Origin of the sequence: Paucibacter sp. KCTC 42545, from assembly GCF_001477625.1 — a bacterium.
In the GTDB taxonomy this organism is placed as follows: domain Bacteria; phylum Pseudomonadota; class Gammaproteobacteria; order Burkholderiales; family Burkholderiaceae_C; genus Paucibacter_A.
On record NZ_CP013692.1, the window covers coordinates 4,578,271 to 4,593,095 of the forward strand.

At 60.5% G+C, this 14,825-nt stretch carries 10 protein-coding genes, 3 pseudogenes and 1 riboswitch; of the genes and pseudogenes, 3 read left to right on the forward strand and 10 right to left on the reverse strand.

The window, feature by feature from the left end; all coding sequences use genetic code 11:
• Positions 1-6 precede the first annotated feature (6 nt).
• Positions 7-1,836: a ShlB/FhaC/HecB family hemolysin secretion/activation protein gene (locus tag AT984_RS19570; protein WP_197418183.1), complete on the reverse strand. Its 1,830-nt coding sequence runs from the start codon at positions 1,834-1,836 to the stop codon at positions 7-9.
• 536 nt (positions 1,837-2,372) lie between these two features.
• Positions 2,373-2,477, reverse strand: a riboswitch (cyclic di-GMP riboswitch).
• A gap of 522 nt (positions 2,478-2,999) precedes the next feature.
• On the opposite strand from AT984_RS19570, the gene AT984_RS19575 reads away from it, so the two are divergent.
• The 3 genes from AT984_RS19575 (at position 3,000) to AT984_RS19585 (ending at position 5,473) form a co-directional block, all read left to right on the forward strand.
• Positions 3,000-3,713 carry a hypothetical protein gene (locus tag AT984_RS19575; protein WP_058722482.1) on the forward strand — a complete coding sequence of 238 codons (714 nt, stop codon included), beginning with the start codon at positions 3,000-3,002 and terminating at the stop codon, positions 3,711-3,713.
• A 307-nt stretch (positions 3,714-4,020) separates the two neighbouring features.
• Positions 4,021-4,881: a hypothetical protein gene (locus AT984_RS19580; RefSeq protein ID WP_156422125.1), complete on the forward strand. Its 861-nt coding sequence runs from the start codon at positions 4,021-4,023 to the stop codon at positions 4,879-4,881.
• 10 nt (positions 4,882-4,891) lie between these two features.
• Entirely contained in the window at positions 4,892-5,473 is a 582-nt protein-coding gene (locus tag AT984_RS19585; RefSeq protein WP_156422126.1) for a hypothetical protein, read from the forward strand.
• Between the two features lie 77 nt (positions 5,474-5,550).
• Here the strand turns inward: AT984_RS19585 and AT984_RS19590 are convergent, their stop codons facing one another.
• From AT984_RS19590 to AT984_RS19640, 9 genes and pseudogenes are all read right to left on the reverse strand, one after another.
• Positions 5,551-5,718 carry a hypothetical protein gene (locus AT984_RS19590; protein ID WP_156422127.1) on the reverse strand — a complete coding sequence of 56 codons (168 nt, stop codon included), beginning with the start codon at positions 5,716-5,718 and terminating at the stop codon, positions 5,551-5,553.
• A gap of 349 nt (positions 5,719-6,067) precedes the next feature.
• Positions 6,068-6,364 (reverse strand): annotated as a pseudogene (locus tag AT984_RS19595) (integrase core domain-containing protein); the annotation flags it as partial.
• Between the two features lie 43 nt (positions 6,365-6,407).
• Positions 6,408-7,495, reverse strand: a protein-coding gene (locus AT984_RS19600; RefSeq protein WP_156422128.1) for an IS3 family transposase whose coding sequence is annotated in 2 segments (ribosomal slippage) — positions 6,408-7,243 and positions 7,243-7,495 — 1,089 coding nt in all. Because the reading frame shifts where the segments join, the coding sequence is not laid out codon by codon here.
• Between the two features lie 61 nt (positions 7,496-7,556).
• Positions 7,557-8,389, reverse strand: a pseudogene (locus tag AT984_RS23710) (IS3 family transposase); the annotation flags it as partial.
• A 134-nt stretch (positions 8,390-8,523) separates the two neighbouring features.
• Positions 8,524-10,470, reverse strand: coding sequence for an MFS transporter (locus AT984_RS19620; protein WP_058721541.1), 1,947 nt, complete (start codon positions 10,468-10,470; stop codon positions 8,524-8,526).
• Between the two features lie 59 nt (positions 10,471-10,529).
• Positions 10,530-11,714: pseudogene (locus tag AT984_RS19625) on the reverse strand (MFS transporter); the annotation flags it as partial.
• Positions 11,715-11,783: 69 nt separating this feature from the next.
• Positions 11,784-12,470 carry a CAAX prenyl protease-related protein gene (locus tag AT984_RS19630; protein WP_058722484.1) on the reverse strand — a complete coding sequence of 229 codons (687 nt, stop codon included), beginning with the start codon at positions 12,468-12,470 and terminating at the stop codon, positions 11,784-11,786.
• Between the two features lie 141 nt (positions 12,471-12,611).
• Positions 12,612-13,475: a 23S rRNA (adenine(2030)-N(6))-methyltransferase RlmJ gene (locus AT984_RS19635; protein WP_058721542.1), complete on the reverse strand. Its 864-nt coding sequence runs from the start codon at positions 13,473-13,475 to the stop codon at positions 12,612-12,614.
• A 48-nt stretch (positions 13,476-13,523) separates the two neighbouring features.
• Positions 13,524-14,771: a right-handed parallel beta-helix repeat-containing protein gene (locus tag AT984_RS19640; protein WP_156422129.1), complete on the reverse strand. Its 1,248-nt coding sequence runs from the start codon at positions 14,769-14,771 to the stop codon at positions 13,524-13,526.
• Positions 14,772-14,825 lie beyond the last annotated feature (54 nt).

Consider the following 14,825-nt stretch of genomic DNA (forward strand, 5'->3'; position numbering starts at 1 on the left):
TGGGAGTCAAAGAGCGCAACTGGCGCTCAAATACAGGCTGGCACGGGCTGTTTTGAAGCCTTCAGGCCTGTACAGGGGTGCTCCTGCAGCGATGTCCAAAAGCAGGGCAGGCCAAGACTTGAATTTGCTGCGCGTGCCCAGCGTCAAGCCAGCCAAGTGATGACCGGGCAGGTGAGTGGCACTGGGCCCCCAAACCTTGCCGGCATCTGCGCCGATATAAACCGAGCCCTCCACCTCACTTAAACGAAATGCGCGAGACAGCTCATTGCGCCAGGTCCAGCCGCTCTCAGCCATCAAGACCGCGTCGCCATCAAAGCCCCGAACACTGCTGCGCCCACCAATGGCGATCTGGTCTGCGCTCAGGCTCAGGCGGCCGCCAAACTGCGCGCGCCATTGACTGCTCCACTGCCAGTCCCGAGATTCGGAAAGCGGCAGGTTGAGCGTCAAGCCCGTCAACCACAAGTGCGGGCGCAGCGTCGGTACTCCACCGGGGTTCAATGGATCTTGGGCGAGATCCTCCTCGGCCCCCAGCCAAGAAACGCCTCGCTTGTAGGCTGCCTCACCCTCCAAGGTCCCGTGCTGGCCAAGGATGCGCTTGAAGCTCAGGCCGCTTTCAAAAAAACGTGTCCGGCGGCGCTGCGTCTCCAGCGCGATGTCTTCCAAAAATCCTTGCGACTGGCGACTGGAAAGCGCCACAGTGAGCCCCACTTTGCTGGCCTCGCCACGCAAAAGAACACGTTGCCAACGCAGCTCTCCGCTGTCCGAGACGCCACTGGAGAGGATCGTCGTGCTCGTGAGTTGCACGCGCTGGGCAAACCGGCTGTGGTTGAGGTTGATGCTGAAGGTGTCGTATCCCCAAGGCACGCTGTACGCGATCGACAGCCCTTGTGACCTGTGTTCAGGACTGAGCCGCTCAAGATTGCTGTTGACATTGACGCTGACAAGATCGTTCCACCCGAACGGGTTGTCCAGGGCCAAGTTGGCCGCCACTTGCGCGCGACCCAAGGTCGGCCCGCCCGAGTTATCTAAAGAGAACCCGCCGCGCAAGCGCTCCTGCCAGTCGCCACTTTGGCGAACAATCGTCAGCACGCTGGTCTCAGGTTTGCTCCCCGGACTCAGGGAGGTTTTGACATCCTGACTGGGAAGGCGCTTCATCTGCTCAATGCCTTGCTCGAGGTCTCGGGCATTGAGACGGTCACCAGCCGCCAACGGGAAAGCGTTGCGCCATGTTCCCCATTCGCGGTCTGCTTGTGGCTGGGCTGATTGAGGGGCGGCGCGTAGCATCTGCACTTGCTCAATGCGTCCGACGTACAACTCAAAGGCCAGTCGCCCTTGGCTCATGTCCTGCTGACCCACACCGACCCGACTGGTCACCCAGCCTTCGCCGATGAGCAATCCGTCCAGGTAAGCCGCTATGACGGCAATCCCTTGCGCACCAATGCACTGTTGCTCAAACTGCTGCGCATAGGACTGCAGCCAACGAAAGCGCACGGCGTCCCCACCCAAGATCGCAATATCCTGAATCTGGAAGCATGGGGTTTCTTTGGGCAGTTCCGGCGCCTGGGCGCCGGGACGAGCCTGCTTCAAGTTGTCAGCGCGCGGGAGGGTTGATTCTTGCTGCGCACGATCTCTCTGGGCTTGGCGGCGAAGTCCTTCATCCACGGTACCTGCCAAAGAAGCCAAGCCTTGACCGTAGGCATTGCGGCTGAGCCCTAGAAGAAGAGCCAACACCCCAATGGAGAGCACCGCTGCGCTCGGATGCCCAACATATTGCTTACTACGTCTCACTTGGAACGAACTATCTTGATCGCCTTCGATTCTGGGACGATCGGTCAACACGTTGGCGCATTTGAGACGAAGCCATGCCATTGCGTATTGAGATGCCCTTAGGAGGGGGCAGGTCAATTTAGCAGAGCCATCTCTTGGCTGGCAATTTCGCCCGCCAACGATTGATACCCAGTTCCACCTGAGCTTGTCGCTGCTCGACTCTTCAACCGCAAGAGGTCAGGATGGCGCACCATTGGCCGTTGTCGCTGGTGAGACTGAATCAAAGAAACCTCACCGGTGCAAGAGGTCGGCGGCGTTGTGCCCAAGTTGGGGCAGTGGGCAACGCCATATCTCCGTCAGCCTTTGGTCGCTCACTTTGCAGCAACATCACCGATCGGCCCATTGCGAGCCAAGGGCCTTCCTTCGGCCCCCAAGTAAAGCGGTGCGCACGGCTAATGCGGGTGCCGCCCAGCCATTGAGTTTGGCGTGCGTGCATCACCTCGTGCCTGTACAACGTTTGTGTCATGGACATGCTCTGTGAATACTCAAGGGATTCAAAGGCGAGCCGACAAACGCTGAGCTTGATGACGACCTGAGGAACTCAGACCGGCAACCCCGCTATCTTGGGAGGGCTCCTCGTATAAAAGGGGAGCCCGCCAACACCGGAGGCTTTGCGTCGCCGGCTCGCGCCGGGTTTGCTATTCAGGCCGCCCCAGATGGGGACATGGGCCTAGTCTTGATCTCAAAGCTGCCGTAGCAGCTTTGATGGCAATTCATGACTTTGTTCATGAACTGATGACCGAGAGCGAACTCTAGCGGCGATATTTGCAACTTGATACTCCCCAAAATGACGGGGGTAGTCAGATCACTATTTTTATAGTACCGAAGCAATTGAAGTTGCGTCCTCAGCAATGCGCAGATGCCGGCCGAGCGGGCGCATGGTGAGACCGCTTCATTCTCCTACTCTCAACCGCGCCCATCGCCGCTATTGCAGAGGATGGCAGCCTGGCACAGTTGAGGAGGGCGGGTTCTCACCACCCCGCACAAGCACGACGAGCGAGTTTGAAAGATAGGGGCCAGCCCATGATTCGGTGGTCATGTCGACATCATGCCTAGGCCGGAGCTTCCATGACTCCTGGCGGAGTCTCGATGTACAAGACTCATTCAGGCCTCGAAACGACATAACCCCCTGTGCTTTGGCGTTATCCTGGGCAAAAAACCAGGGAGGTAAGGTGATTGAGATCAATGTTCCGCGCGAGGAGCGCGAGGCGATCAAGGCCGTCGATGTCACTCGATTGCTGCACTTGGTCGATCAGTGCATGCGCGAGGAGCGTCTATCTGCACTGATAGAGCTGCGGCTTGAGGATTGCGGCACCTACGTCGGATCTAAATATCGAGTCTACGCGCAATCGCTGGCCGACCATGCGGCAGCGAAGGCAGCCAAGAAGCGGTCGATGACGGATCACAGGGCACGTTCCGCCGGTAGCGATCTGGTAGCTGCGATCCACGAGATGAAACATCGGGTGGCGACCGAAGAGACGGAAGACCAACTCTTTCAAGTGGAAGACTGCGTCTCACCGCCACACGTCCTCGATGAGCGTATCAACGTACGCGTGGGCTACCGTTGGCGGCGATCTGTAGACGACGATTGGACCCGCGGCAGCATCACATTTGTCCACGACGTCGACATGCAACCCGATTTCCGCATGCCGCCGCCTAATCGCAAGCCCAGCGCCGCAAAGCAGGCTGAGGCGCGGAGGGAGGAGCTCTACCGCACTTGGGAACACCTCACGATGCTGGCACTTCACGCCGTGAAAAGGTACTTCCGCGACGGTGGTCGGGCTGACGCCATCCCGCGGGTGTTCCTGGCCAAACTTGACTCGCATTCACGTGGGCTGAACAACTTCAGTGCCAACTTCTGGCCCGAGCCCACCCTCGGCGGCTGATCCTATGGCAACCGCCGTTCGCGTCGTCACAAGTGGCGAGGCCGCACGACTGCAGATCAAAACGGCTCAGTGGCCGTTCCAGAGTACACAATCATCCGTCAACATTCACCTGTCAACGGACGATTGGCACCCTGGAAATATCAAAGCGCGATGGTCAAATGGAATATTGTATCGTCGACCAGCGCACGCTGCCCACAACTATACTTTCAGGGTTATGAAAACTAGAGAACGAACGATTTACTTCTACGACACCCGGGTTCAGGCCAAAACTCGATCGGATGGTATCGAAACCCCGAGCTGTATCTCCATGCGAGAAGTGCTCACGCTGATCTCGAAGCTGGACTTGAAGGGACGGCATGGTGCATTCCAGCGCGCGGAAACCGAGCTGTTTCAGATTCAGGATTTCCATTTCAATCCTGCCACGTGCGAATTGCAACTGCTGATCAATCATGCTGACAAGGCCCTGGCTGACCCGGTCTTCAAGAATTTCGAGAATCGTCGGGTTCGAAACGCAGGCAAGGAAGCCATTGAAGGCATCGATGTTTCCGCTCATGTGCTTATCCGGCCCTCAACAATGGACACGCACGAGGCCCTGCTGCTGGTCACTTATGGCTCGGGGGTGACGGCCAAGCTAATCGAATGGCTGCTGGGGAAACTGATGGGTCTCGCTGGCGGTGATGTGCGGAACAAATCGTTTTTCGAATTTCGCCACCCCTCGGGCGAGGCGGGGAAGTTCTATTCGGTTAAGTACAGATTCGAGTGCGTGGGCCACAAGAGCCAGAAACTCAGCGACGATCTGGTCCGAGGCAACCTCCAGAGCGTGGAACTGATCAGCAAAGAACCGTCCAGCATCGATGCGGGCAGTTCATTCTTCGTCGCCACTCGAACGCTCAACATCAAGCCGGTTTCTACGGCGCATCCCACGCTGGGCGCTGTCATCAGTGCGGTTCGAACCGTCACCAAATCCACCCATGAGCGCTACGATTCCGTGCGGGTCCGCTTCAAGGATGCCAACGACACGCAGCGCGAAGAACTCTTCGCCGCCAATGACTTAGAGGCAGCCTTTGTTCGCAAGGAACGCCTTAAGTTCGATACTGACCTACCATCTCAACAGATTCGAATCAACCGAACGATCATGACCGCGATGCGCGAACTCTGCGATGAATAGGTAGCCGACCGTGCTTACCGAACTCAGCCGCCCATTCTCCTACCTGAGCATCCGCCATCCTGCGGAGGGCGTGCGGTGGGTGAACTGGTGGCTACCCCTCCTGGCAAGCATCGCATTGGTTGCCCTTTGTGGCTCCATGGAGCGACGCGTCGACCTTTTCGGCGCGTCCGGAGTAATCAATAAGGTCCTGGGCTTCATTCAGAGCCTGCCAGGCTTCTACCTCGCAGCACTGGCGGCAGTCGCCACCTTCAACAATCCGGATATGGACAGGCTAATGCCTGGTACGCCGCCGACCGCAAGGATTCTCTACAACGGCAAGCTGATCACGGTTGAACTCACCAGGCGGCGCATGCTTTGCATCATGTTCGCCTACCTTACGGTACTGAGTTTTGTCTTGACCATGAGCTCGATCGCGGCCATGACGTTTGCTGAAGATATCAAGGCGGCGATTCAGGAAAATTCACCGCTGTTGATCCGCTGGATAAAGGCTGCCTTCACGTCTATCTATTTCGGGGCCTTGTTCCAGATGCTCACCATAACCATGTGGGGATTATTCTATCTTGGCGAGCGAATGCATACGCCGGATCGCTGATGCCCACAGATGGCGGCTGCTCGTTCGGTCCCCCAAAACCAAGCGATTCGAGGTATCCTGATACGGCTTGATAAGTCTCAGTAGTCCATATTTTCATAGTGATTCTGGATTTCATTCCACAACAAAATCTGCGCCTCGATCTCCTCGATTGAACGCCTGCCGAGCCCTCGGTACTCCTCTAGTTGGTATTCCGTCCAAACCGGATGGATACCACCAACAGCGATGAAGGAAAAATTGGCGCTCATGGCGCCTACCGCGGCCAGCGCCATATACAGCCACCATTAAAGGGTAGTGCCACATTGGCGAATCCCGCCACCCCCGGCCGTCGTTGATCTTGACAGGTAATCCCGCTTTTTCGGTGGGGCAACTCCTACCCATCGGCCCATCTGGATACAAGGGAACTGGTGGCGGTGAATTCGTGTTTTGGCATGCCCAAGCTACGCCGATAAACCTGCGTGTGTGAAATAGCCTAAATGAATCTGTTGCATTCAACGGATCCTCCCACCACACACATATGCGAAAGTGTTGATACCACCCGCCAACCTGACCTGCCCCCTCCCGCCGTACCAGCCATGCGGAAGTCCCGGTTGAAGGTTACTTGATCTCGTTGCGTGTAGCCGGTGGCGCCTGGTTCTTGGTGCGGTGGCGCTGCGCGAACTCGGCCGGCGGTATCCGACCCAGGCTGCTGTGCGGCCTCACCTCGTTGTAGTCCTGCCGCCAGATGGCGATCTCCGAGCGCGCCTGCGGCAGCGTCTGGAACCAGTGCTCGTTCAAGCACTCGTCGCGGAACTTGCCGTTGAAGCTCTCGATGTAGCCGTTCTGCATGGGCCGCCCTGGCTGGATGAGGATGTGCCGCACGTCGTGAGCTTGCGCCCAAGCGATGAAGGCCCGGGGTAATCCCCCCGTTTTACATTGAATCGAGAAGTAGAAAGGGTCATGCAACGTTGGCCAGTCGCTGCTTGGGGGTGATGCCGCCCAAGGCCATATTTGGGCGGTCGTGATTGTATTTCCACATCCACTGGGTGGCGAACAGCTGAGCCTCTTGCAAATCGGACCACAGGTATTGCGACAACCACTCATAGCGCACCGTCCTGTTGAAGCGCTCGACATAGGCGTTTTGCTGCGGGTTACCCGGCTGGATGTGGTCGAGTTTGATGCCCCAGTCATGTGCCCAACGCTGGATGGTTGCGCTGATGTACTCGGGGCCGTTATCGCAACGAATGACCTGTGGTTTGCCACGCCAAGCAATGATCTGCTTGAGTGCCCGGATGACGCGCTCTGAGGGCAGCGAGAAATCTATTTCGATGCCCAACGCTTCTCGGTTGAAGTCGTCAATGACGTTGAACAACCGGAAGCTGCGCCCGTCCTCAAGTTGATCGTGCATGAAGTCCATGGACCAGACTTCGTTGATGGCCTGCGGCACGCTCAAGGGCTCAGGCTTGCCCCGCACCTGCCGTTTACGCGGTTTGATGCGCAAGTTCAGCTCCAACGCCCGGTAAACCCTGTAAACGCGCTTGTGATTCCATGGGAAGCCTTTGACGTTGCGCAAGTACAGGTAACACAGGCCAAAGCCCCAGTGGCGATTGTTGTCCGTCAGCCGCATCAGCCAATCGGCGATTTGATCGTCCTGGTCATTCTTCTTGACCTCGTAGCGGTAGCATGACTCGCTGACTGTGAAGATGTTGCAGGCCAGCCGGATGCTGGTGCCACGCTGGGCCACCACTTCTTTGGCCATCTCGCGGCGGCGAGACGGCCACGTTACTTTTTTGCAAGGTACTCCGCAGCAATCTCGGCCTTGAGCTTTTCCTCAATGTACATCTTCTTGAGGCGCCGATTCTCCTCTTCGAGTTCCTTCATGCGGGCCATGAGGGAGGTGTCCATGCCTCCAAATTTGGCTCGCCATTTGTAAAACGTGGCGGTGCTGATGCCGACCTCTCGGCATAGGTCGGGAACGGGCAAGCCTGCCTCAGCGCGTTTGAGCGCATCCATGATCTGGCTGTCGGAAAACTTGGACTTCTTCATGTAGAAATTCTCTTCGAGAAATTTCTACTTCTCGCGCCAGTGGTTTGACGGGAGGGTTACCCCGGCAGGTGAACTCCGGCCCGTTGTCGGTTCTCACCGCCGCAGGGTAGCCCCTGAAGATCGCGGCCCGGTCCAGCAACCGCGTCACGTACTGGCCCGAGATGCCGTAGTCCACGGCGATGTCCACACACTCGTGCGTGAAGTCGTCGGCCACAGTCAGGCACTTGATACGCCGGCCATTGGCCAGGCTGTCGGAAACGAAGTCCATGCTCCACACCTCATTGACTCGGGTCGGCACGGTGAGCGGAACGCGCTCGCTGGCTGCCCGTCTGATCTTCTTGCGCTTGCGCACCGCCAACTGCGCCTGGCTGTACAACCGATAGACGCGCTTGTGATTGACGCCTGGGAACTGTGGGCGCAGCAGGTCATGGATGCGGCGATAGCCGAAGCGGCGCCGCACCTGTGCGATCTCGACGATCTTGGCGCTGAGTTGCTGCGTGGCCTCATCGACCACGGGCGGGTTGCGATAGCTGTCTCTGGAGAGCCCCACCAGGCGGCACGCGCGGCGTTCGGACAGATGGTGCTGGGCAATCATCTGGGTCGCCGCGTCGCGCCTGACCTGCGGGGCTAGGGCTTTACGCCGAAGACGTCCTTGAGCGCGTGGATGTCCAGGTGGGCCTCTGCCAGCAGGCGCTTGAGCTTGGCGTTCTCGCCTTCGAGCTCGCGCAGTCGCTTGGCATCCGTGGCCTGCATGCCGCCGTACTTGGCCCGCCACTTGTAGAACGTGGCGTCGCTGAAGCCGCCTTGCCGGCACAGCTCCTTGATCGGCATGCCGGCCTCGGCCTGCTTCAGGAACCCAATGATTTGTTCCTCAGTGAATCTGCTCTTTTTCATGTCCATCATTCTCCTGGTTGATGGACTTCCTCTCCATTACGCTGGTACGGCTGGGAGGGTGCAGGTCAAACCCGATAGGGTCAGATTGGGTGTACTGCCTATCGGCCATTCGCATGGGCCTTGGCCGGAGTGGCTCAGAGCAGGCCCTGAACCTTGGACCGAAGCTCATCTACGCTTACTTCGTGTGGCAGCGGGAGGCCGACGTGCACATCCACCGGGCGCCTGGGATACAAGCTGACCAGGCGAGCACCCAGGCCCTTGCGGTTCCGGGCGAAGGCTGACTCCCACAGGCCTGTCAACCCAATTGGGATAACCGGCACGGCGTTGGTGTCGAGCATCCGGCGGACACCGGGCTTGAACTCAGCCAGTTGACCATCGCGGGTGAGCGCGCCCTCGGGGAAGACGCACACCAGCTCACCGTTGCGGAGCGCCTCGTTGACGGCCGCCATGGCACGTTCGAGGGCCTCCGGCTCCTCCTTCGCCGATGCGATGGGGATGGCGTTGACCTGGCGGAAGAGCCAAGACAGCACGGGAACACGGAAGATACGCGCGTCCATCACGAAACGGATTGGTCGCGGGCACAGCGCGCTCAGCACCAGCGCATCCACATACGATACGTGGTTGGGCGTGAGGAGCGCCGGCCCTTCCTCAGGGATGTTGTGGGTACCGGTGGTTCGGAGCCGGTAGATCGCGTGAACCACGAACCAACTCACAAAGCGCCACAGGAACTCGGGCACCGTCCGATAGATGTAGGCAGCGACCAGTGCATTCAGGCCGGCGCAAACCCAGATGAGCCCGGTAATTGAGATGCCGTATGCGAGCAGGCCGGCGGACATGCCCGCGGCGATAACCATAGCCACCGCATTAAGTACGTTATTCGAACTTATGATGCGCGACTGACGTGCCGGGGCTGTACGCAGTTGGACGAAGGCGTACAGCGGGACGATGAACAGGCCTCCGAACAGACCCAGCAGGGTAACGCCGCTGAGTACCCGGATGCTTCCAGTGGTGGCGAGGAACTGTGTCCAGCTCAATGGCATGTTCAAGGTTGAGGCATGCAGCGCTGCAGCGAAGCGGTCGCAAGACCAGGCCAGGTCTGCGGTGAAGAGCGACAAGCCGATGGAGCCAATTGGCACCAAGCCAATCTCTACCTTGTGTCCAGACAGGCGCTCACACAGCAGCGAGCCCGCAGCGATGCCTACGGAGAACGTGGCCAGCAGAACCGTCACGACCGTGGTGTCCCCTTGCAGCACGTCCTTGCCAAGCGCGGGAATCTGCGAAAGGACCACAGCGCCAACGAACCAGAACCATGAGATGGCGAGGAGACTGTTCCAGACGCCTTCACCTTCGCGTTTGCCCATCTTCACGGTTGCGATGGTCTCGGAAACCACGCTGAAGCGGAGCTTCAAGTCAGGGGCCGCTTCGCCAGTGGCCGGGATGAAGAGGCTCGAGGCGAGACCGAGGAGAGCGAAGCCCAGGAGAGCGATGAACAGCCATAGGGGGTTGATCGTCATAGCAGCAATGACGCCAGCCGCCAGCGTGCCCATGAGGATGCTGAGGAACGTGCCCATCTCCAGCAGGCCGTTTCCGCCGGTCAGCTCCTCCTTGGCCAGGACCTTCGGGAGCAGCGAATACTTGACCGGGCCGAAGAAGGCGGAGTGGCACCCCATCGCGAAGATGGAAGAGAGCAACACCGGCAGGCTTTTCATGTAGAAGCCTACGCTGGCTATCACCATGATGGCGACCTCGGCGGTCTTCACGGCGCGGATGACCCTGGCCTTGTCGAACCGGTCGGCTAGCTGGCCAGCGTAGGCCGAGAAAAGCACGAACGGAAGGATGAAAAAACCGGCCGCCATGTTCGCGACCAGCCCGGCGGACAGCGTCGTGTACTCGGTGGCGTGGAACGTTACCAGCAGGATGACCAATTGCTTCAGGAACGCGTCGTTGAACGCTCCAGTCAGTTGAGTCGCGAAGAACGGCCCGAACCTGCGCTGACCGAGCAGGCGGAACTGGGATGGCGATGCTCCGTCGTTCGAAGTGTGGTGGTTCATGTCCGGCCCGTTCATGTTGTTGTGGCTCATGCGAAGCTTGGACGCGCTGCGTTGAAGCCCTGCGCCGTGAACAACTTGACCCGATATAAGAGGATGTTGTTGGCGGCAATGATGCGGGCGCGGTGTGAGGGTTGCGAGCGCAGCTGGATCAGCGCGTACATGGGCACGCTGTAAAGCCCGGCGGACAAGGCCAGCATGCCCAGGTCCAGCAGCACGCGCCAATGGGCGGGTAGGCTGAGGAACTCGGCCACGCCCAGCAGCGGCGCGGCGGGCAGGCCGCGCGAAGCGAAGTAGAGGTCCACCGCAAACACCGTCATGCCCAGCGCGCCCAGCGGCGCCAGGCCGATCTCCACATGGCGGCGCGAGAGCAGCTCGCACAGCAGCGCGCCAATGCCCACGCCCACCGAAAACACCACCATCAGCAGCGAGGCCACGGCGCTCTGGCCGTGCAACACCTCTTTGGCAAAACTGGGGAAGTTGGCCAGGAACACGACGCCGAAGAACCACATCCACGAAATGCCCACCAGCGAGCGGAATACCACCTTGTCCTGGTAGGCCAGCTTGAGGTTGTTCCAGGTCTCGGTGAAGGGGTTCCAGTTGATGCGCAGCTGGGGGTCGGTGGCGGGGCTGTGAGGCACGAACTGCGCGGCGATGCGGCCGGCCACGGCCACCGCCAGGCAGGCCAGGCCGGTGGCGATGGCGCCCACCTCGGGCAGGCCAATCAGCAGGCCGCCCAGCACATTGCCCAGGATGATGGCCACAAACGTGCCCATCTCCACCATGCCGTTGCCGCCGGTGAGTTCACGCTCGCTCAGCTGCTGCGGCAGATAGGCAAACTTGACCGGGCCGAACAAGGTGGAATGCATGCCCATCATGAACACGCAGGCCAGCAGCAGCGGCACTTGCGCATGCCAGAAGCCCCACAGGGCCAGGGCCATGATGGCGATCTCGAAGTTTTTCACCAGGCGCATCAGGCCGCCTTTTTCGAACTTGTCGGCCAGCTGCCCGCTGGTGGCTGAGAACAGCACAAAGGGCAGGATGAACAGCGCCGCGATGACGACCCCGGCCTGCGCCGCCGGCAACCACTGCAGCTGCAGCTGGTAGGTCACCATCACAGTCAGCGCGAATTTGGAGATATTGTCATTCGCCGCGCCGAGGAACTGAGTCCAGAAGAAAGGCGCGAAGCGGCGCTGCTTGAGCAGGCCGAACTGGCTGGTGTGCTGGCTTGGGGGATTCACCGCGGGGGCTTTCTTGTCATGGAATGTGGACGGCATTCTGGCTGAATGAAGCCGCTGGGCGGTTTGCCGGGTTCCAGCGTGCCGAGGGTCAGGACTTGCCTTGGTTCACCAGAATTGCCATTGCCCGGTCTGCACCACCCAAATCCCCAGTGCGCCGTTGGTGACGGCATGCGCAATCACGGCGGTCCAGAGTTTGCCGGTGCGCCGGTAGAGATCGGCATAGGCCAGGCCGGCCACGATGGCCGCCAGCCACAAGGTGTGGGCCAGCATGAAGACAAAGGTGGACAGCACGATGGCCTTGACGCCAACCCGCTGCGGGTCCACGGTTTCGAACTGGGGCGACTCGATCCAGCGCATCAGGAAAGCGCGCCAGAACAGCTCTTCCATGATGGGCACCAGGAGGGCCGCGCCTATCAAGCGCAGGGCGATCAAGGGCCAGATCTTTTGGCCTTGCAGGTCCAGGGGCAGGAAGCTGGCGGTGGGCTCGCCGATCTGCATCCAGGGTGCGTCGAGCTGAATCCACAGGCCGAAGACCAGCAGGCCGACGGCGCAGCTCAACAAGGTTTCGCGTGCGTTGGGCAGGTTCTGCCGCGCCAACTCACCGTAGCCGCGCCAATACCAAACCAGCGCGCCGCCCACCACCAGCACCGAGACGCCGTAGATCCAGCGCGCGTCCACGCCCGCGCCGCTGGGCAGGTAGCCGCGCAAGGCCAGCATCAGCATGAACAGCGCAAAAGGCACGCAGCGGGCAAGGGCGGCTGGGCTTAGGCCCAGAATCGGGTTCAGCTTCATGAGGCGGTGAATGGCGGCCACAGGACCAAGTCAGGAAGGCTTGCAGCGTAACCTGAAATGGTGACTGTCTTGGCCGCGGCCACCCCCACTTCATGGGCCCAGCCATGGTGGCGGGCCAGGGCGGTGACGGCGTGCGCCGGTTTAGCTCGCGCGCTGTTCCAGGAGGAAGTTGGCGCCGTCGTACAGGCCCAGCTTCTCAACCAGATAGGGCAGGCATTCCTGCAACTCGTCGTGCAGGGTGAAGGGCGGGTTGATGATGAACATGCCGCTGCCCAGCATGCCGATGCCGCGGGTGTTTTCCTGTTGCGCCACGGTCAGGCGCACATGCAACCAGCCCTTTTTGGCGCCTTCGCCCGCATCGGCGGCGGCCTTCAGGCGCTGGGGCAGTTGGGCCGATTCCAGCAATTGCAGCTGCGGGTACCAGACCATGAAGACGCCGTCCTTGAAGCGCTCCAAGCCTTCGCGCGCGGCGGTGATGACCTTGCCGTAGTCGCTCTTGATTTCGTAGCTGGGGTCCATCAGCACCACGCCGCGGCGCGAGGGCGGCGGCAACTCGCCGCGCAGCGAGGCGAAACCGTCTTTGTCGCTGACAAAGGTGTTGGGGCGGGTGGAGAGGTAAGTCTGCAGGATGCGGTAGTCGGTCGGGTGCAACTCGAAGCAGCGCAGCCGGTCTTCTGCGCGCAGTAGCAAGTTGGCAATCGCCGGGGAGCCGGGGTATTGGCGCAGTTGGCCGCCGGGGTTGAAGGCGCGCACCGGTTCCAGGTAGCGCGCCAGCGGCGCGGGCAAATCTTTGGCGTCCCACAGGCGGGAGACGCCGTGCACATACTCGCCTTTTTTCTGCGCGTACTGGCCTTCGATGGAATAGCCGCCGGCACCCGCGTGGGTGTCGACCAAGGTATAGGGTTTGTCTTTTTCCGCCATATAGCGGAGCACCTCGGTCAGGACCAGGTGCTTGAGAACATCGGCATGGTTGCCGGCGTGGAAGGCGTGTCGATAGGCGAGCATAGGTCGAACTGTACCTTCCTAGCCTTGCAAGCGGCGCTCCGGCCCGGTTTATGGGAACTGGAAAGCGCCCGGATGGCTCGCCGGCGCCGTCAGCTTCAGCGTGCCGCGCGGTGCCAGGAACTGGGCGACGGGGCGCAGGCTGAGCCCGTCCACCTCACCGGGGTCGACCGCCTTGCCGCGCACTTTGGCCCCGGGCTTGAGCAGATAGTTGTCGCGGTTGGCCTGGACGAAGACGTCGTAGTCCACCGCCAAATTGCCGCCCTGCTGCCAATCGGCCTGCTCGGGCAGCTTGGGGTTGCCGACCCAGAGGTTGTTGAACAGCCGCACTTTTACTTGCGCTGCGCCCTGGGCGGGGCTTACACGCAGGAATATCCCACCGCTGGGCCGCCCGTCCACCACTGTGTTGTTGATCAGATGCAGTTCTTGGCGGGGCCAGGTGTAGCCCTCGGCGCCAAAGGAGATCATGTGCGGGTTCTCGGAGGTGGCGCTTTGTGCGATCACATTGCCCACCACCAGGCATTGGCCGCCGTTGGGGAATTCCAGCTCGTAGCTGGACTGGCCGCCGATTTCGTCGGTCAGCCGGTTGTAGAAGATGTGATTGATGGCGGCCCGGCTTTTCAGCAAGTGGCCGGCCTGGCCGTGGTGGAAGTAGCAGCCCTCGGCGCGGAAGTAGGCAATCGCGCCGACATAAATATTGTGGTTCTTGCCCTGGTGGCGCACGATGGTGCCGAACTCGCAGTTCTCGACCTCCAGGCGCACGCTGTTGTCATTGCTGGTCAAGACACCGTTCTCGTTGTCCTTGAAGCTGCAGTCGCGCAGTTTCAGCGAGCCGGCCTCCAGGCGAATGCCGGCGCCGTTTTGGTCTGGCACCACGGCGCCGAAGAAATCGAAGCCTTCGATGCTGATGTCGCGCCCGGTGGTGACGAAGATGCCCTTGTTTTGCATGCTCATGCCGGCCGCCCGCAACACCACTCGCCCGCCCACGGCCTTGAGCGTGATGCCGTTCTGGCTCCACAAGGCCACATCGCCCAGGTAGTCGCCAGCGTCAACCTCGATCAACATACCGTCTTTGGCCTCACGCGACGCGGCGGACAGGCTGCGGATCTCGCGCTTGGGGCCGACCTTGAGTGTGGCGCGGGGCTGGGCTTGAGCCTGAGCTTGCACCGGAGCCGCACAGAACCCGGAAGGCAAGGCGAGCCAGGACGCAGCAGCGGCCGCGCCCTGCAGGGCCAGGCGGCGTTGGGGGTTGAGCGCGCTATCCTTCATGCCATCGTCCTTGTTTGATCTGTCCGTCATCAAGAAAACTGCCTTGCCAGCGCGTGACAGTCTAAGCGCGCCGTGTGAACCCAC